Annotated in this window: 17 protein-coding genes; 16 read left to right on the top strand and 1 reads right to left on the bottom strand. The window is 51.6% G+C overall.

The window, feature by feature from the left end; genetic code table 11:
* Positions 1–4: 4 nt before the first annotated feature.
* From ACNKIB_RS13190 to ACNKIB_RS13150, 9 genes are all read left to right on the top strand, one after another.
* The gene (locus tag ACNKIB_RS13190; protein ID WP_417911032.1) at positions 5–796 is read left to right on the top strand and encodes a S1 family peptidase; all 792 of its coding nucleotides are present in this window, start codon (positions 5–7) and stop codon (positions 794–796) included.
* Between the two features lie 42 nt (positions 797–838).
* Positions 839–1,996, top strand: coding sequence for a 30S ribosomal protein S1 (gene rpsA, locus ACNKIB_RS13185; RefSeq protein WP_417911031.1), 1,158 nt, complete (start codon positions 839–841; stop codon positions 1,994–1,996).
* Between the two features lie 86 nt (positions 1,997–2,082).
* Complete coding sequence (locus ACNKIB_RS13180) at positions 2,083–2,304, top strand: hypothetical protein (RefSeq protein ID WP_417911030.1); 222 nt, start codon at positions 2,083–2,085, stop codon at positions 2,302–2,304.
* A gap of 4 nt (positions 2,305–2,308) precedes the next feature.
* The gene (locus tag ACNKIB_RS13175) at positions 2,309–2,596 is read left to right on the top strand and encodes a type II toxin-antitoxin system YafQ family toxin (RefSeq protein ID WP_417911029.1); all 288 of its coding nucleotides are present in this window, start codon (positions 2,309–2,311) and stop codon (positions 2,594–2,596) included.
* Between the two features lie 42 nt (positions 2,597–2,638).
* A complete protein-coding gene (locus tag ACNKIB_RS13170; protein WP_417911028.1) occupies positions 2,639–2,761 on the top strand; it encodes a hypothetical protein in 123 nt (40 codons plus the stop codon).
* Positions 2,762–3,070: 309 nt separating this feature from the next.
* Positions 3,071–4,333, top strand: a complete 1,263-nt coding sequence (locus ACNKIB_RS13165) for an AAA family ATPase (RefSeq protein WP_417911027.1) — start codon at positions 3,071–3,073, stop codon at positions 4,331–4,333.
* Positions 4,330–6,342 carry a formylglycine-generating enzyme family protein gene (locus ACNKIB_RS13160; protein WP_417911026.1) on the top strand — a complete coding sequence of 671 codons (2,013 nt, stop codon included), beginning with the start codon at positions 4,330–4,332 and terminating at the stop codon, positions 6,340–6,342. Before ACNKIB_RS13165 ends, ACNKIB_RS13160 begins: the two co-directional genes overlap by 4 nt.
* Positions 6,343–6,344: 2 nt before the next feature.
* A complete protein-coding gene (locus ACNKIB_RS13155) occupies positions 6,345–7,136 on the top strand; it encodes a formylglycine-generating enzyme family protein (protein ID WP_417911025.1) in 792 nt (263 codons plus the stop codon).
* Between the two features lie 166 nt (positions 7,137–7,302).
* Positions 7,303–8,754, top strand: coding sequence for a tetratricopeptide repeat protein (locus ACNKIB_RS13150; RefSeq protein ID WP_417911024.1), 1,452 nt, complete (start codon positions 7,303–7,305; stop codon positions 8,752–8,754).
* 76 nt (positions 8,755–8,830) lie between these two features.
* On the opposite strand, the gene ACNKIB_RS13145 is transcribed toward ACNKIB_RS13150, so the two are convergent.
* Positions 8,831–9,457 (bottom strand): DUF4145 domain-containing protein, encoded by a 627-nt coding sequence (locus tag ACNKIB_RS13145; protein WP_417911023.1) that lies wholly within the window; start codon positions 9,455–9,457, stop codon positions 8,831–8,833.
* 291 nt (positions 9,458–9,748) lie between these two features.
* On the opposite strand from ACNKIB_RS13145, the gene ACNKIB_RS13140 reads away from it, so the two are divergent.
* From ACNKIB_RS13140 to secB, 7 genes are all read left to right on the top strand, one after another.
* Positions 9,749–11,872, top strand: a complete 2,124-nt coding sequence (locus ACNKIB_RS13140) for an HAD hydrolase-like protein (RefSeq protein WP_417911022.1) — start codon at positions 9,749–9,751, stop codon at positions 11,870–11,872.
* Between the two features lie 332 nt (positions 11,873–12,204).
* Positions 12,205–12,597, top strand: coding sequence for a DUF3892 domain-containing protein (locus tag ACNKIB_RS13135; protein ID WP_417911021.1), 393 nt, complete (start codon positions 12,205–12,207; stop codon positions 12,595–12,597).
* Positions 12,598–12,964: 367 nt separating this feature from the next.
* A complete protein-coding gene (locus ACNKIB_RS13130) occupies positions 12,965–13,744 on the top strand; it encodes a TIGR04255 family protein (RefSeq protein WP_417911020.1) in 780 nt (259 codons plus the stop codon).
* Complete coding sequence (locus ACNKIB_RS13125; protein ID WP_417911019.1) at positions 13,737–14,123, top strand: hypothetical protein; 387 nt, start codon at positions 13,737–13,739, stop codon at positions 14,121–14,123. The genes ACNKIB_RS13130 and ACNKIB_RS13125 overlap by 8 nt, the downstream gene beginning before the upstream one ends.
* Positions 14,120–14,746 (top strand): hypothetical protein, encoded by a 627-nt coding sequence (locus tag ACNKIB_RS13120; protein WP_417911018.1) that lies wholly within the window; start codon positions 14,120–14,122, stop codon positions 14,744–14,746. Before ACNKIB_RS13125 ends, ACNKIB_RS13120 begins: the two co-directional genes overlap by 4 nt.
* Positions 14,747–14,847: 101 nt before the next feature.
* The gene (locus ACNKIB_RS13115; protein ID WP_417911017.1) at positions 14,848–15,924 is read left to right on the top strand and encodes a hypothetical protein; all 1,077 of its coding nucleotides are present in this window, start codon (positions 14,848–14,850) and stop codon (positions 15,922–15,924) included.
* A 113-nt stretch (positions 15,925–16,037) separates the two neighbouring features.
* Positions 16,038–16,499 (top strand): protein-export chaperone SecB, encoded by a 462-nt coding sequence (gene secB / locus ACNKIB_RS13110; RefSeq protein ID WP_417911016.1) that lies wholly within the window; start codon positions 16,038–16,040, stop codon positions 16,497–16,499.
* The last annotated feature ends 43 nt before the right edge of the window (positions 16,500–16,542 follow it).

Below are 16,542 nucleotides of genomic sequence, written 5' to 3'. Positions count from 1 at the left end.
AAATATGAATGAAGTAAAGATGATAAACCATTTTAGCGTATCTTCGCTTTTTGTTGAGATAATGTTCAATGAGGTGATTCTTGCATGTGGAACCGCCTTTTATTACTGTTGTGACGGTACAATTTATCTAGTATCAAACTGGCACAATTTTTCTGGCCGTCATCCAGAAACAAAAAAACCGCTTCATTCGCAGTTAGCTGTCCCAAATAAAATTAAAGTCTACGGACATAATCTAACCGATCTTAGTATTCCAGAACTTCATATATATAACCTGTTAGATGATGAGAATGGCTGTACTTGGTTTGAACATCCGATATTTAAAAGTTTAATAGATGTTGCTGTCCTTCCTGTTCCAAAAAGTAATCTTAACACCTTTGATATTTCCTCAGCAATCAATGCGATAGATCCATACGGAAATTCACCAGTCGAAGTTGGTGATAGCTTGTTTGTTTTAGGATTTCCGTTTGGAATATCAGGAACGTATAATTTTCCAATATGGAAGGCTGCTAGCCTTGCAAGTGAACCTGCCCTTGATCAAGAGAATTTACCATTACTCTATATTGACACTGCTACGCGACAAGGCATGTCTGGCTCTCCAGTTATATCTTACCGAAGAAGAACTATTATGTGTGGAGATGGACAGCGTTGTTGGAGTAAATTTCATTCAACTTTTGTTGGGGTGTATTCTGGACGTATAACTCCAAAGGATCAACTCGAAGCACAACTTGGAAAAGTCTGGAAGGCGCATTGCATTGAAGAAATTATTAAGGGTGCTTCTTCTCCTGTTTTTCTATGAGATATAATTTACTGTTATAACCAACAAGAAATTTCCATAACCATGACCCAAGAATTATTTGCAGACCTGTTCCAGGAAAAAACCGTCACTGGCCAGCAGCTCCGGCCTGGCGACAAGATAGAGGCAATCATTGCCGACATCAGCGGCGAGAACATATTCCTTGATCTCGGCGGCAAAAGCGAAGGTCTTCTCAGTGCCGCTGAATGCCGCAATGAGAATGGCGAGCTGACTGTCAGTGTTGGCGATAAAGTCACCGTCTTTTTTCTGGCCCAACGCGGCGGCGAGCTGGTTTTCACCACCCGCATCGGCTCTGGCCGGGTAGGCAGCGCAGAGCTGGAGCAGGCCTTCGCGTCAGGCATTCCGGTCAAGGGCAAGGTGGTCGGCGAAATCAAAGGCGGCTTTCAGGTGACGGTTGCCGGACAGCGTGCCTTCTGCCCCTACTCGCAGATGGGCCTGCACCGCACCGAGTCAGCAGAGGCCTATCTGAATCAGGAGATGGTCTTCAAGATCATCGAGTTTGGCAAAAAAGGCCGCAATATCATTCTCTCCGCCCGCGCCTTGCTGGAAGAGGAACGCGAGCAGCGCAGACAGCAGCTTCGCGAGAACCTGCACGAGGGCGACCAGGTGGAAGGCACAGTTAGCTCCATCCGGGAGTTCGGGGCCTTTGTTGATCTTGGCGGCGCAGACGGCCTGATTCCAATCTCCGAGCTGGCTTGGGGTCAAACAGCGAAAGTCGAGGATGTTCTCAGCATTGGCCAGCAGGTGGTCGTGATCGTCAAAAAGATCGACTGGGACAAGGAGCGCATCTCCCTCAGTCTGCGCGATACGCTGGAAAATCCTTGGGATCGGGTCGAGGAAAAGTACGCGCCCGACAGTGTTCACAACGGTACGGTCTCGCGCCTGACCGCTTTCGGGGCGTTTGTCACCTTGGAGCCAGGCGTTGACGGCCTGTTGCACATCTCCAAACTCGGCTCAGGCCGCCGCATCAACCATCCCCGCGAGGTACTGGCTGAAGGCCAGGCAGTGACGGTAAAGGTGGACAGCCTGGACAAGAGCCAGCAGCGCATTTCTCTCGTACCAGAGGACTACGTGCCCAAAGTTGAGGAGGACAAAAACTGGACTCCGCCGCCCAAAGACGCTACGCCCAAGTCAATGGGCACTTTCGCGGACTTGTTGAATAAGGCAAAGAAGAAGCGGTAACTCAGGCAGGGGGCAAAAAGAGTCTCCGGGGTATCCGCTGGATTATGACTGGATAGGCAAAAAATGCGCAAAGGAGAACAGGCTCAATGAGTATGACTTTTGAGCAGGTGGTAGAAACAGCCAAGCGATTTCCAGTTCAGCAGCAGGAAATGCTGGCGGATCTGATTCGGGGGTGGCTTCTTGATGCGCGCCGCAAGGAAATTGCCCATGATGCCAAAAAATCCCTGGCAGACTTCCGCTGCGGACAATTTGCAGCCCAGTCAGCAGAGAGCGTTATCGCCGAACTTCGGGCATTGTCAGTAGATTGACACAATGCAGCGACAGCTGATTTTAACCGAAAAATTCAAGCGAGCTTTCCGCAAGTTTGTCCGTCGCGACGCAAGGTTGCGAAAACACATCGAAGACACCTTGATGCAGATGCAGGAAGATGTGTTTTCCGCATCATTGGGCACACATAAGTTGAGCGGCATTCTCGAAGGACTCCGTGCGTGTAGCTGCGGTTATGATTGCCGGATTGTTTTTTCGCTTGAGCCGAAACCTGACAATGAAGGTGAACTTATCGTGCTGCTCGACATCGGCACCCACAGGGAAGTTTATTAGACCTCTTGCGTAAGCCCCCTGACACGAGGAGAGTTAAACCTCTTGCGATTCCTTTCTTACTCGCTGGCAAAGGAGTTTGGCTTGGCAACAGAGGAGTTATACCTACCTGAAAAGGAGTCTGGCTCGGCAGAAGAGGAGTTCGGCTTGGCCAAACTCCTTTGCTAGTCGGCCACAAACGAGTTTGGCAGACTAAAACTCCTTTGTAAGTCGGCAAAACTCCTCTGTTGCCTAGCCAAACTGCTTTGCTACTTGGCCAGACTCCTTTCCTGGCGAGTACAACTCCTTTGCCAGCGAATTGCTCTCTTCATTACCGGCTGCGCAGTTTTCCTTCCTCTGCCACTCTTCCTCCCAGCGCAGGCGTTTTCCCTGCCCTTTCCTTTGATAAACCTGCGGCGGCGTGCTACAATCTTTTTTCAGGCAGCTGCACAGACAGCGCAGCCCTGCCCTTAGGAAGATTTTTAATCACGACTAGATATGAACAGCAGTCAGCAGAATCTGCGGAAAATCCGGGTTGAGCAGCGGCTTAAACTGGAGCGGTACCAGGCATGGGAGGAGAGTTTCCACGTCTTTGATGAGGAGTCTGCCTTAGCCGTGGAGATGGCTTTGGCCGCAGGCAGGCCTTTGTTGGTACGAGGCGAGCCAGGCAGCGGCAAAAGTCAGCTTGCCCGGGCGGCTGCCCAAGAGCTGAACCGGACGTTTATCGCTGAGGTCATCACTGCCACCACCGACGGCCAGGATTTGCTCTGGCATTACGATCCCGTGGCGCGCTTGTACGATGCCCAAACTTTGGCAGCAGAGGCAGCAGCGCGGGCGTATCAGCAAGAGCTTGAGGAAGAGGAGGCGAACTTACTCCTAGAGGACGAGCAACAGTCTGCTTCGCCGCCGGTACTCCAGACCGATGCGGCGAGCCGCAAGAAAAATGCCCGTTACCGCAAGAAAAAGGTTCTTCAGCAGAAGCGGCAGCATTTGTTCAAGGCGATTGGCCTGAGTATTGCCCAGCAAAACGGTTTACCAGGCAAAACCAGCGAGGAACTCCAGCCAAGCAACTACATCAGTCCCGGCCCGCTCTGGTGGGCTTTGGATTGGGTCTCTGCTTTGCGCCAACATGAGCGGTGCCGTTGCCCATTTTACCACCCCCCCTGCTTCACCCTGAATAGGTCAGAGGAAACAACCGGGCGCGGTACGGTTCTCTTGCTGGACGAAATCGATAAGGCTGAGCCTTCTCTGCCCAATGCCCTGCTGGAAGTGCTGGGGAACGGCGGTTTCCAGGTGCCGTTGCTCAACCAGACGATCATGGCCCAGCCAAGCAACCCCAGACCGCTGGTCATCATCACCACCAACGAGGAACGCGAGCTGCCGCCTGCTTTTATCCGCCGTTGCTTAGTACTCAATCTCCGCCTTGACGACGAGCAACGGCTACGAACTTGGTGGAGCAGACAGATAAACCGCACCGAACCGTTCAACCAGGAGCGCGCTTTGGTCAAATGGCTGGCTGAACGCGGTGAAGTGCATTTTGAGAACATCTTTGCCGTTAGGATCCGGGAAAAGGCCGCTGAGTTATTGGTGCGTGACCGGCGTGAAGCCAAGCAAGCAGGCCTGATCAAGCCAGGCCAGGCAGAATATTTGGATATGCTCCGCGCCTTGCAGGTGATGACTGAGCCAGGCAGCAATGAGCAGCAGCTGGCCTTGCTGGAGCGGATCAGTTCCTACGCCTTGATCAAGTATCCGCAGGAATGAACAGACTGGGGACAGTCAGCCGGGCTGATCTGCTTCGTCTGCTGGCCACCTGCCCGGATGCTCCGTTGATTACAGTTGCCCGCCTAACCGGTTTTCAAGAGCAAGCTCCAGCAGCAGTACCAATAGAGGAGGCGGTGTATGAGACCGAGCCTGCTGAATCTCCTCGGCCTTGTCCGCTGGAACGTTTCTGGCATCTGCACAGCCGGGAGCCGCTTCAGACCCGACTTGGTCGGCCACGCCTGCGACCGCAGGATATCTCTCCTCTACCAGCAGAACTAAGGCATGTCCATCCATTACAAGCCAAAGACCTGCATTGGGCTGATTGTCCTGCCTCGCCTCGCCTGAACAAACAGCCGTCAATCCCCCAATTACTTGCGGTAGCTGTCCGCCAGCGGCCTTTGCCTCGACGCTTTGCGGCGATGGGTAGTGAATCTGATCGGCAAACCAGCCATCCTCCTGCTGCTCTCGCCTTGGAATTACTTCGAGCTGGCCAACTTACTGACCGCAGTCAGGCTGATTGGCTGGAACACTTCATACTTCGTCTTGTCCGTACCTGGTTTGACCGCCGCAAGGACGCTGAACTCCTCGACTATGCTCACCAGATTTTAGAGCTACTGCCAGAGCAGTTCCGCAGACAACACCACAGTGCAGCCTTGCTGTATGGCATTGTGCATCGAGATAGCCTCCGGCAAGGCATGGTGATTCCGCCTGAATACCGACCTGAAGTGGTACTGACAGTTGTTCAAGAGCCACTGCCGCCTGCTGAATGGCTGCTGATTCAAGAAGGTGAGGACATCTTTCTCGTCAACAGCCCAGAACGCGGCATCTGCCTGCTCAAGGGCAGCCGGATCGCTGGCTTGGACCTGACCAGCGACATTATCCTCCTCCATCGACAAGGACGAACCGAAACCGCACCCGTCCAGACTCGCCTGCCGCTCTGTACCTTAAGCAGTCTGGATCTGGAACAGTTCTGGCTGCAAACCCGAACAGAACGGCTCCACCTTACAACCTGCACTCGACCGCTCTGGGCATCCCTAATCGGTCGCAATAGCCGAGATCTCTTTGTCGAGATCCCTTGGCTGGGCAAAGGATACCGCCTTTGCTGGCAGGTGCCGGTGACTGGCGGTGTAGGCTGTTGGAGTAGTAGCCACGGCCCGGTCAGTACGGATCGCTTTGGCCTCTCTGCCTACATAGGCTTTTATGGCAGAGTGATGCAACGGTTCCGCTGGCTAGAACCAGGTCGTTTCCTGATGGGTTCACCGCTGGATGAGCCAGAGCGGGAAGCCTGGGGTAAAGAGACCCAGCATGAAGTACGATTGACCAAGGGCTTCTGGTTGGCTGACACCACCGTAAGCCAAGAGCTGTGGCAGTTTGTCATGCACAGCAATCCCTCTCGCTTTCAGGGCCGAGCACTGCCCGTTGAAAACGTGAGCTGGCACGATACGCAGGTCTTTCTTGAGCGGCTTAATGCCATGGTTCCAGGTTTGGCTGCCCGTCTCCCCACCGAAGCTGAATGGGAATACGCCTGTCGGGCAGGAACTACCACGCCTTTTGCCTTTGGCAAACAGATCACGCCGGAACAGGTGAATTACAACGGCAACTATCCTTATCAGAGCAAACAGAAAGGCCAATGCCGCAGGCAGACGGTTGCGGTTGGTAGCTTGCCTGCTAACCCTTGGGGGCTTTACGAGATGCACGGTAATCTCTGGGAATGGTGCCAGGACTGGTGGCAGGAGGATTTGGGCTATGATGCGGCTCTTGATCCCCAAGGCTTAGAGAGCAGCGAATTCCGTGTGGTGCGCGGTGGTTCCTGGTTTCTCAGCGGCAAGGGAGTACGTTCGGCAGTGCGGGGCCGTTTTGCTGCGGAGTTCCGCAATGACCGGATTGGTTTCCGCATTGCCCGCGATAACGAGCTAGTGCCAGACCAAGACAAGGCAGCTGCCCCTGCTCTTGTGCCAGAGCCTACGCCATCTCCTTCCTTTCTCCGCTGGCTCTTTGGCAGAAAATAACCATGCTCCGTCGTTCTGTCGCGCCTGTTTCGTTCCCTCCTTCCTGGGCCTCAAGCTGGGGCGAGGATGCCTACGGTCTTTGGTTGACCCTCAGTCTCAACGGCATCCGTCAGCTCTTCCGTTGGATAAGGCCAGGCAGCTTCTTCATGGGTGCGCCAGCGGAAGAATCGGCAGGCTATGTTCTGCCAGGTAAAGAAACCCAGCATGAGGTGATCCTGAGTAAGGGCTTTTGGCTGGCCGAGACAGTCGTCTCCCAAGAACTCTGGCAGGCAGTCATGAAGAACAATCCTAGCGGCTTTGCTGGACTCCAGCAGCCAGTTGAGCGGGTAAGTTGGCTGAATGCGCAGCAGTTTCTCCGACGCTTGAACGCGCTCATTCCCGGTCTAAGTGCGCGCCTACCCACAGAAGCGGAATGGGAATACGCCTGTCGGGCCGGAAGCGTAACGCCTTTCTCGTTTGGCGAGGAAATCACGACTGAGCAGGTCAATTACAACGCTGCGGAGGAAGAGGGAGGGCTTTGTCGCAGACAGACGATAGAGGTAAAAAGCCTGCCTGCTAATGCCTGGGGATTATACGAGATGCACGGTAATGTTTGGGAATGGTGCCAGGATAGTTGGCAGGATGATCTGGGAAACACGAGCGTCATTGATCCGCAAGCGCAGGGCAGCCGCAACCTGCGCGTGGTCAAAGGCGGTTCCTGGGTTTGCACAGCTGGATATGTCCGTTCAGCCAGCCGCGACCGCTATTATGCAGAGTACAACGGCAGCAGTATTGGCTTCAGGCTTGCCGTGTAAGGCTGATGAAAAAGGTTTAGTAACCCAGGAGGAATTCATCGGGCGATGAAATCGAAAAAGGTTACTCATCCTTTTTGGAATTCTACGCTCGATGAATTGCAGCTGGGTTTAGTAACCCAGTTTGAAAGCGACGGCAGCAGCGACTTATCCGCAAGGAGGGCAGAGCATGGGCGATCAGTTCCACAGCGGTGGCGGTGAACAGAACATTGCGCAGGGCCAGAATGCCATTGGCAAGCAGGTCAATAACTACGGCATTCCGCCGGAGCTGTTTGCGCAGTATGTGCGTGACCTTGGCGTTACCGACTCCGCCCTTACGAGCTTCTTCAAAATACTGGAACAAGAAAAGGTGCCGTCATGGGAGCTGGCCAGCAAGCTGCGGGAAATAGCCTTCCGCTATAAGGAATTGCTGCTGCGCTTTGAGGCCGTCACGTCCGATGATCCGCAGGTGCAAGCACTGAAAGATCAGGCCAAGCAAGCGATTGAGAACGGCGAATATGACAGGGCGGATGAGCTGCTCAATCAGGCGAAGGAGCGCGACCGGGCCGCTGTTGCCACGCTGAAAGCAAGCCTGGCTGAACAGCAGGCCGCACTGGAAAAGCGGCAGCTTTCTGAAGCGCAAAGCTGTGTGGAACAAGCCAAGTTGCAAGAAATGCAATATCATTATGAGAAGGCTGCCGAATATTACCAAGAGGCTGCTGCGGCCTTACCTGAAGGACATAAGCGGGAACGAGTAGACTATCTTGGTTCGGCAGGAGAAAACCTTTATCGTATCGCCCACTATGCGGAGGCTCTGCGTTTATTTGAGCAGGGTTTATCTATTGAGCGTGAAATTGGTGCCCGAAAGGAAGAAGCCAGGTCACTGAATAACATCAGTCAGATTTACGATGCGCAGGGTGAGTACAGCAAGGCCTTGGACTATTTGGAGCAGAGTTTACCAATATGCCAAGAAATTGGCGACAACGAAGGGATAGGTATAGCACTGAACAATATCAGCCAAATCTATCATGCCAAGGGCGATTATCCGAAGGCATTAACGTATCTGGAACAAAGCTTGGTACTGTGGAGAGAGATAAACCACAAGGAAGGCAAAGGCCGAACTCTGAGCAATATCGGCGCGATTTACGATGTGCAGGGTGATCATGCTGCTGCCCTGAAATACTATGAGCAGGCTTTGGCTGTCAGCCGAGAGATCAAGGATAAGCAGGGAGAAAGCACGTATCTGAACAACATCAGCGCGGTTTATTATGCCCAAGATAAGCACGATGCTGCCTTAGAGCATTTAGAACAGAGCATGGCGATCAAACACCAAATCGGCGACCGACGAAACGAGGGTAGAACCCTGAACAATATGGGCATGATTTATGAGGACAAAGGAGATTGCACCGCCGCACTGAAACAGTATGAACAAGCTCTGGCAATAGCTAAGGAGATTGGCGACAAAGCTGGTGAGGCAGATGCTAGCGGAAAGATAGGTCTGCTTTACGCAAAACAAGGAGAGCTGGCCAAGGCCGAGCCATACATCAGTAGGGCTGTGGAGCTAATGGAGCAGATGGAACACCCTGATCTGAAAGCAGCCCGCGAGGTATTGGCGGCAATTCGCGCCAAGCTGCAACCGTAGCTCATATTCCCCTAAAAGTGCCTAAGAGGTCAGCAGAAGAGGTCAGGAGCTTGGCTGCTGCCTGGCCTCTTGGTACTCAGGATCGTTTCAGCATCTGAGTCATATCCGGCAGGATGTACACCGTTTTCAGCAGATTCTCGGCAATATCCAAGGCCGCGATCAGAGATTGCGGTTTGGGAGCCACGACCTCTGATGCTGCCTGGTTGCCCATAAAGCGGTGTATATGCAGGAACTCAGCCTGTTTCTTAGAGAGCAGCCCCATTTCTACCAGCTCATCAATGCCCTCCGTTAGCTTGTCCGCCTTTGTCTTTTGCTCAAGACAGATCGATTCAATAAGAATCCTTAGTCCTATGGCGGCAAGTATCGGGGTCTGATTGTTTACCGCATTAAGGGTCTCCATATAAATGCGGGCGATCTTCAAGGGAAAGGCTTCATGCCCGTTCATCGGTTGCCGACCAACCGCAGGATCAGGATAGAGCTGGACAGATTCTATGGGTTGACCAGTGCTGGGATCATGATCCTCTGTGAACATCGAGGCACATCGGAAAACAATGTCATCGCAGCCAAGACACTGGATGATTTGGTAGGTTCCACGCCACTGAATCTCGCCATCGCTAGAATCTCTAATCAGTCTATGCTGCGCCAGCACAGCATGATTTGTCGTATTCCTGCATTTACTGCATAAGGATTTGATGTTCTCCATTACTTCTCTTCCTATAATATCCTGCCTCAGATGTTTGTTCCCCAATCCACCCCTGACAGCCTAGATCGTTGTCGCTGCTAAACGGTTTAGCAAGGATAATCGCTTCTTCTCTTTACTGCGCTGGCAAAATATGTCAACTGAAAATCACCCAAAATCACCAAACAAGAGCTAAAAGAATTCTCTTCGCCCCCCTAGCCTTTCCCTTCGAGTCAATAGCAATCTCCAGACTGAGACGGTATAATGAACCGCTGCTCCGAACCAGTCACCTTTGCAAAAAATACCAGATTGCCCATGCAGCTTTTACCCAGCACCATCCCAACTTGGACGATTGGCAAAGACTCTCCTAGCCGTATCTGTAAACTCCTCCAGCGGCAGGCTGAGGCAGGGGTTAAGTTCTTCTGCTTTGACTACTTTGACACCCTGGCTGTTCGTGAGATCCAGCCAGAGTACACCAAGCAATTGGCAGCCCGACTGCACAGCCTTCTTCTTGGTCGCCGATTATCGCCGGAACAGCTCTACGCCCTTCGTCAGCAGCTGGAACGTGAGCTGTGTGAACAGAATGCTGCATCGGGCGGGGAGCTGGAATTCTATCTCCCTGGCTTTGCCCCGATCTACCGCCTGCGACTGCGGGAGATATTGGGCAATCTTGAACCGCTGCGGCATGTGGAGCAGTTTTGCGAGAGCATTATAGCCATTGAGACCGCAGTGGAAATGGCTGTGCAGCAGCCTTGTAGCGACACGATCAAGGTCTTGGCCTGGTTGAAACAGCAAGGTTTGAGCACAGTCCTGGTCTCGGATTTCTACTTGCCGCGTCGTTCCTTTAAGCAAATGCTGGAGAACCTAGGCCTGCTTGGCCAGTTCGACCGTATGTATATCTCTGCCGACTACGGCATAGCTAAGAGTTCAGGCCGATTATACTGGAAAGTCTGCCGCGATTTAAATCTCAACGCCAAACAATTACTCATGATTGGTGACAACCCTCATTCAGATGTCTTGCGGGCCAAGGAAAAAGGGATGCCCTGTATTCACCTGCGTAATCCGCAGCAGCAAGACTATTATGCCAAGTGGCAGCCTGAGCAAATGGATGCACCAGATAGGGTGCAGCGACTCTTCAACGAAGCAGCAGCCCAGTCAGGCTTGTTCAAGGAAATCGGCACCAGTCTTTGGTACTTTACCTGGAAGCTGCTTCTCGAATTGCAGCAGCGGCAGATCCGCGATGTCTTCTTCTTTTCTAAAGAGGGAGAGTTTCTGAAGAAGCTGTTTGATTTGCTCCATGCAGAGCTGTTTGGCGGCCTCTTGATTCGCAGTCATTATCTGATGGTCTCGCGGAAAGCCACCTTCCTGGCCTCGCTCAATCCCTTGTCTGAGGAAGACTTTATCCGCCTCTTCTACCAGTATCGAGACATCTCGCCGCGTGACTTCCTGCTCAGTCTCAACATTGAGGAAAGAGAAGCAACCGCAATCTGCGCTGAGGCGGGGATAGATTTCCAGACTCGCCTGCCCCGCCTTTCTACGCAGCCGGTTTTCCGCCAGCTGCTTGACTCTCCCCGTTTCAGGAAGGTCTATGAGACCCGGCGAACTAGTCAGCGGCGCAACTTCATCCTGTATCTGAACTCCTTTGAGGCGGAGAACCTCGAAGATGGCATAACCATTGTCGATGTGGGTTGGAAAGGGACTATCCAGGACAATCTTCGCCATATTCTCAGTCAGTGCGTACCAGTACAGGGCTTCTACGTCGGCCACTTAACTGCTGCGCCGCAACAAGAAGGCAACCGCAAGCAGGGCTTACTTTTTGACAGCTCTTGTCCGCATCTGCCCTATTTCAACGTCTATAACAACAACCGCTCGCTCTTTGAGATGATGCTCGGTGCTTCGCACGGCAGTGCTGATGGCTATTTTACAACCGAGGAGTTTGCCTGCCTCCAAAATGATCACCGCCGAGAAATCCGGCAACGCATCCCGATCAAACCTGATCCGCTGCTGATCACGGCCCTGGATATGCCGGAAGAACGCGCCCTGTTTGAAGCCAAGATCCGTCCTATTCAGGAGCAGGTTTACCAAGAGGCAAAGCGGCTCAATCGTGCCCTGTTACGAGCAGGCTGCGTAGCCCCAGATGCCGAGTGGTTTGCTCGCCGGCACGCGCGCATGGTCTTTACGCCTACGCGCAAAGAGGTTAACTTCTTTGAAAGCCTGTATCATTTAGAGAACTTTGGCGTGTTTGAATATACTGACTTCCGCACGCAGACCAAGCTGTCTCTGCTCCAGCGATGGCGGAACTTTGTCAAGATGCGCCAGAATCCGGCCATGCTGGAAATGGGTATCTGGCCACCGATCATACTCCGGCGGCTAGGCCTTGACTTCTACCGGCACATCAACGGCAAAAGGCGGCATTGGCGGGAGTTCAAACAAAAATAGCCAAGGCTCCCCTTCCCTGCTCTGCCCGTACCGGCAATTTCCCTTCCCGCTAGGCAGCCATCGTGCTGCCCTTTTAAGACCTACCCTAATAGGAGCTGAACTCCTACCCTAATAGGAACCTCCCTTCTACCTTAATAGGAGTCACCCTCCTATTAGGGTAGGAGATTGCCTCCTTGCCTCATGGGTTTGCAGAACCCAACCTGATACGTTGGTGGAAGCAATGAGGGTTACGAGGGGAAATAGGCCAAGAATCGGAAGTAATTCCATTTTTCTTGACAAAGGTCTTGCTCGGTTTTATGGTTGGTTAAGCAAATGCACCTCTGAGAGTTAAGATGGCATTCCTCATAAGAAAGGCGATAAAGACAACGCATCTTCAAAGGAGAAAGCTTATGTATAGTGTAAAAATTTACCATGTAGTCTGTGTTAATAAATCAGACAGTGATAACCACCATGAACGAATCACCCACCTTGGGATGAGGGCGGAGAATGGTACGTATTCAGAATACAATCAACAAATAGTCATTAAAAATATAGCTTCAGGAAAATGGCGATGTTATCTTGGGAGTGCGAGTAGAACAGTCTTGGTCCATGTTGCAGAAAGCATATCCGGTAACAAATACCTTAAGACAGAGCATAGCCGAGACTATGCCAATAACCTTTTAAGTCTTCCCTCATGCCGCTTGTTTTACGCTTTAAGTGCCCAAGCTAGTTCCAGGTTAAAGTGACTTTGTAGTCCTGCGTAACCGCAATCGCCCTTCTCTCTCAGCGGCATCGTAGCTGCCTTTTCAACTCCACCCTTGGCGTTTTCTCAAACCTACCCTAATAGGAACCTCCCTCCTATTAATGTAGGAGATTGCCTCCTTGCGTAATAGGTTTGCAAAACCTAACCTGGCAGGTTGCCGGGGCCTATGCTGGTGGGTTGAAAGAGGCAATTTTTGGTTGGAGCTAGCTGTAAACTTCTTGACAAAGGGAGGGCTGCGTTTTAGGGTGGTTGAGAGAGACAGACATAGTCTTTTTAGCTTCAGATGGTTTCATTGCGTTCATGCAATGGAAGGCAACATCTATTGAACTGCATAGATCATGGGGGATGCGATGCTCAAAAAAAACCTGAAAAACAAACCGCTGGTTGAGGCAATCCTCGAACTTAAATGGGGGCTTTCGCTGCAAGCAGTTCAAGGAAGCGATGCAGGGCATCATTACAGGCTGCTGCTTGGTCGTTTCTCAGAGAGAGTGGAGAAAAGTTATCCATTCTATGAGCCGCTTCAAACAGCTCAGATTCCAGATGAGATGATAGCGCATATGGTGCAGCATCGATTCAGAATCAAAGAAAAATCATGGCCTCTGATTCAGATTGGACCAGGAATTATGACGGTGAACGAAACCGATACATATACTTGGCCTGACTTCAAAGTTCACTGCGAAACCGCAGTGAACTATCTCCATGACGCGCATCCAGCCAAGCAAAATTTCAAGATTCAGGAATTGATCTTGCGCTATATCAATGCCGTGGAATTGAATGAGGAGGAAAAAAATGTTTTTTCTTTTCTCCAGAACAAGATGGGAACTGTCATTCAGCTTCCAGAGGTTTTGTTTGCAGAAAAAACTGTAAAGGCCGATCCTGTTGTTTTTAATTGGCAGGCATCTTTTCCCTGTGATGAGCACGGTGGCCTGCTGACGTTACGATTTGCGCTTGGCAAGCGCGGAAATAAACCAGTGTTGGTTTTTGAGACATTGGTGCAGGCATCAGGAGAACAGATGCCGCAAATTCCAGATGGATTCTCTGACTGGATTGACAAGGCTCACGATCTCGCTGAAGACTGGTTCTTCAAGTTGATTCATGGTGATTTGGAAAGGAGGTTCTCAGGTGAATAACTGCATTGCCACTGTTGATCTCCAAACCGGCACAGAAAGTGTATATCTTTCTGCACTTGATTTGCAGAGAGAAAACATCGGCAGCGGCCTTGAATCGATGATTGCTGGAACCATAACATCAGCTATTGCAAAAGTTGGAATAATCCTTGCGATAGCCGTCTCGCCTTCTACCGCAACTCCTGATATTTGGTTCTTTGAGAAAAGGAGGCGCGATACAGCAACTGTTGCTTTAGTTTTTGAAGGAATGATTGGCAGGAGAATTTCTCGTGCCGAAGCACTTCGGATAGCAGAAAAGATTCTTAAAGAGGCTGAAAGAAAGCGTATTGAATTTGCTGAATGGGAGGCAAGTCGAGGCATTCAATGGGGAGATGAATTATGATCTACGATTTCCCTGACCCAACCGCTCCGATTCGCCAAGGAGATATCTTCATTGGTATTCCCAGAATCGACCTTTCTCTCAAAGAAGTTTTAGTGGCCGATGAAGATGGTGATCGAGTTACCAACTGGGAAGAATTGGCGAATCAGGGCCCAGTTAAAATCATTGTTCCGGTTAGGCCAGTTGCTGCTATTGTTGCCACTCAGGACTGCGACGCGATACGAAGCCCGGACATAACGCTGTGTGAGATTCGAGAGTTTCGGGAAATTGAACGGAAGAGTAAGGATACAGCATCTGCCAAGGGATGGAAAAGCATCCTTACTCAACATGCACGGATTAACCAGAAATGGTTCTATCTCCCTCCAAATGAGCAACTGGGATTTTCTAAAAAGATGGGAGTTGACTTTTTGGTTACACTTCGTGTACCGCGTGAAGATTTAGAAAATCTGCGTTTATTTCGCCGTGGACGACTCAACGACACTGCGGACGAACACTTTCGAGAACGGATTGGAGAATTTTTTCGTCGTTATCCATATGATGAATGGTATATTTTGGACAGCGACGAATTTCTTGAATACAAGAAAGAATACAAAGATGTTGAACCATTTCCTTGGCAAGCCTCCTAAGTAGGCATGGCAAGCATTGTTATAGGAAGCGCGTCTTAAAGAGGATTTAGCATATCCTGTTTGTTCTACCCCTCCTTTTCCCTTTCCAATGGAGAACGATCATGGCAACCATTCAATGGCGGCCCGAAGTTAACGCCCTCACCACGCCCCAGTCCTACCGCGCCCGCGTCCTGCCAAGAAACGTAGTCGGTTACGATGAGCTGGCCGCCGAGATTGCGGCGGAGCTGGATATCATCAGCCCAGATGTGGCCCGCCTGGTCTTGGTCACGCGGAACAAGCTCATTGCCAGACACCTGAGTAACGGCCATCAAGTGACAGAGGAGGATGCCATCACCTACAGCACCTCCCTGACCGCCAAATTGGATAGCCCTGACGACTTGCTGCCAGATGATGCTGATATACTCAAGGTGCGCATCTATGCCTCTAAGCCTTTTATTAACGAGGTGCGGCAACCGGCCAAGCTGGAAAAGCGACCGCTGGCCGAGAAGGTGCCGGTGATCGCCTCTGCCGAGGACAACCGTCTCAAGCTCAGTGACGTGCTGTTTGCCAAGGGAATCTTAAAGTTAACCGGCTCAAATCTCTTCTTTGATGAAACCGATGAGAGCGGCGAATGCGTGATCGAGGGCACACAGAGCGGGAGGGCAGTGCAGAACCAATACGCCATGATTTCAAATACCTCCATCCGGCTGGTGCCGGACATCCCGGCGCAGGCCCATCCGTGGAACAATGAGTACACAGTCTCAGTCAGTACCCACTACACCGAGCATGGCACGCCGCGCACCGGCACTTACCGCCGCCATCTGCGCACGCCTCTGACGTTGACGGGCTTCGGCCATCCTGCACCGCCGCCTGTTGGTATCCTCACCGGTAATGCAGACACTGCCTACGTCACGGTGATTGGCGGCGGAGCTAGTGCCGATGAAATGATACGGATTCAAGCCGTCGTGCAGCTCCCGGAAGAGCACCTACTCTTCAGTCTTATTGACATGACCGAAAACGGTAAAGCAGGCCAGGTGGTATCGATTACAGCGAATGGTACGTATGCCCTCAGCAGCTTTGACGGCTCTAAGGTGATTAACCTAGAAATTAAGGTGGATAACTATGCTGGGTTGGTACAACTGGTGCGGAATGCCTACACAGGTCGGTTGGTAGATATTTTGGATGTGCGGGTGGACTAGAACTGGAATCGGAAAGAAAAAAGATGTTGAGTTCGGCTGCGGTCAATGGTTAATTAGGGCCGTAGAAGCAATACGGTTTTCTCAGAAGAATCTTAACCAGAGGCGAAGCGCACATGACAGAGGAGAACAAGGTCAACCATCAGGAACTGCCAGTGTTCAGGATGCAGAAGATGTACATCAAGGATTTGTCCTTTGAGAATCCCCATGCTCCCCAGGTCTTTCTGCCACAGGAGCAGGAAGCGAAGGTAGATTTCAACCTGCGTCTCAACCACCGCAATGTGGAAGATGACCACTATGAGGTTTCGATTGCCGTCACCGCTAAAGTGATGAATCAGAAGGCCAACGATGCGGTTATGTTTGTGATTGAGTTGGAACATGCAGCGGTGTTCCTGCTGAAAAACATTCCAGCAGAGCATGTGCCAAGGGTGCTGGCAGTTGACTGCCCTCTCATGCTTTTCCCTTTTACCCGCCAGATCGCCTCCCAGCTGGCTGTGGACGGCGGCTTCATGCCTTTCCTGATGGAGCCGATTAACTTTGTTGCGCTCTACGAGCGTTCCCAACAGAAGCAAGCCTGAACAATAAAAAATCCCGGACAGGATCACTGTCCGGGATTGCGCG

It is taken from the genome of Candidatus Electronema sp. PJ (genome assembly GCF_048287395.1).
In the GTDB taxonomy this organism is placed as follows: domain Bacteria; phylum Desulfobacterota; class Desulfobulbia; order Desulfobulbales; family Desulfobulbaceae; genus Electronema.
Note: the sequence above shows the minus strand (reverse complement) of the source record. Positions and strands in the feature narration are given on the sequence as shown.

Bases quoted from the DNA above. Each gene is read 5' to 3' on its own strand.
- ACNKIB_RS13150 (WP_417911024.1), top strand. From the start codon at position 7,303: ATGGGCGATCAGTTCCACAGCGGTGGCGGTGAACAGAACATTGCGCAG.
- ACNKIB_RS13135 (WP_417911021.1), top strand. From the start codon at position 12,205: ATGGCATTCCTCATAAGAAAGGCGATAAAGACAACGCATCTTCAAAGG.
- ACNKIB_RS13145 (WP_417911023.1), bottom strand. From the start codon at position 9,457: ATGGAGAACATCAAATCCTTATGCAGTAAATGCAGGAATACGACAAAT.
- ACNKIB_RS13130 (WP_417911020.1), top strand. From the start codon at position 12,965: ATGCTCAAAAAAAACCTGAAAAACAAACCGCTGGTTGAGGCAATCCTC.
- ACNKIB_RS13115 (WP_417911017.1), top strand. From the start codon at position 14,848: ATGGCAACCATTCAATGGCGGCCCGAAGTTAACGCCCTCACCACGCCC.
- ACNKIB_RS13190 (WP_417911032.1), top strand. From the start codon at position 5: ATGAATGAAGTAAAGATGATAAACCATTTTAGCGTATCTTCGCTTTTT.
- ACNKIB_RS13180 (WP_417911030.1), top strand. From the start codon at position 2,083: ATGAGTATGACTTTTGAGCAGGTGGTAGAAACAGCCAAGCGATTTCCA.
- ACNKIB_RS13165 (WP_417911027.1), top strand. From the start codon at position 3,071: ATGAACAGCAGTCAGCAGAATCTGCGGAAAATCCGGGTTGAGCAGCGG.
- ACNKIB_RS13175 (WP_417911029.1), top strand. From the start codon at position 2,309: ATGCAGCGACAGCTGATTTTAACCGAAAAATTCAAGCGAGCTTTCCGC.
- secB (WP_417911016.1), top strand. From the start codon at position 16,038: ATGACAGAGGAGAACAAGGTCAACCATCAGGAACTGCCAGTGTTCAGG.
- ACNKIB_RS13155 (WP_417911025.1), top strand. From the start codon at position 6,345: ATGCTCCGTCGTTCTGTCGCGCCTGTTTCGTTCCCTCCTTCCTGGGCC.
- rpsA (WP_417911031.1), top strand. From the start codon at position 839: ATGACCCAAGAATTATTTGCAGACCTGTTCCAGGAAAAAACCGTCACT.
- ACNKIB_RS13120 (WP_417911018.1), top strand. From the start codon at position 14,120: ATGATCTACGATTTCCCTGACCCAACCGCTCCGATTCGCCAAGGAGAT.
- ACNKIB_RS13140 (WP_417911022.1), top strand. From the start codon at position 9,749: ATGCAGCTTTTACCCAGCACCATCCCAACTTGGACGATTGGCAAAGAC.
- ACNKIB_RS13160 (WP_417911026.1), top strand. From the start codon at position 4,330: ATGAACAGACTGGGGACAGTCAGCCGGGCTGATCTGCTTCGTCTGCTG.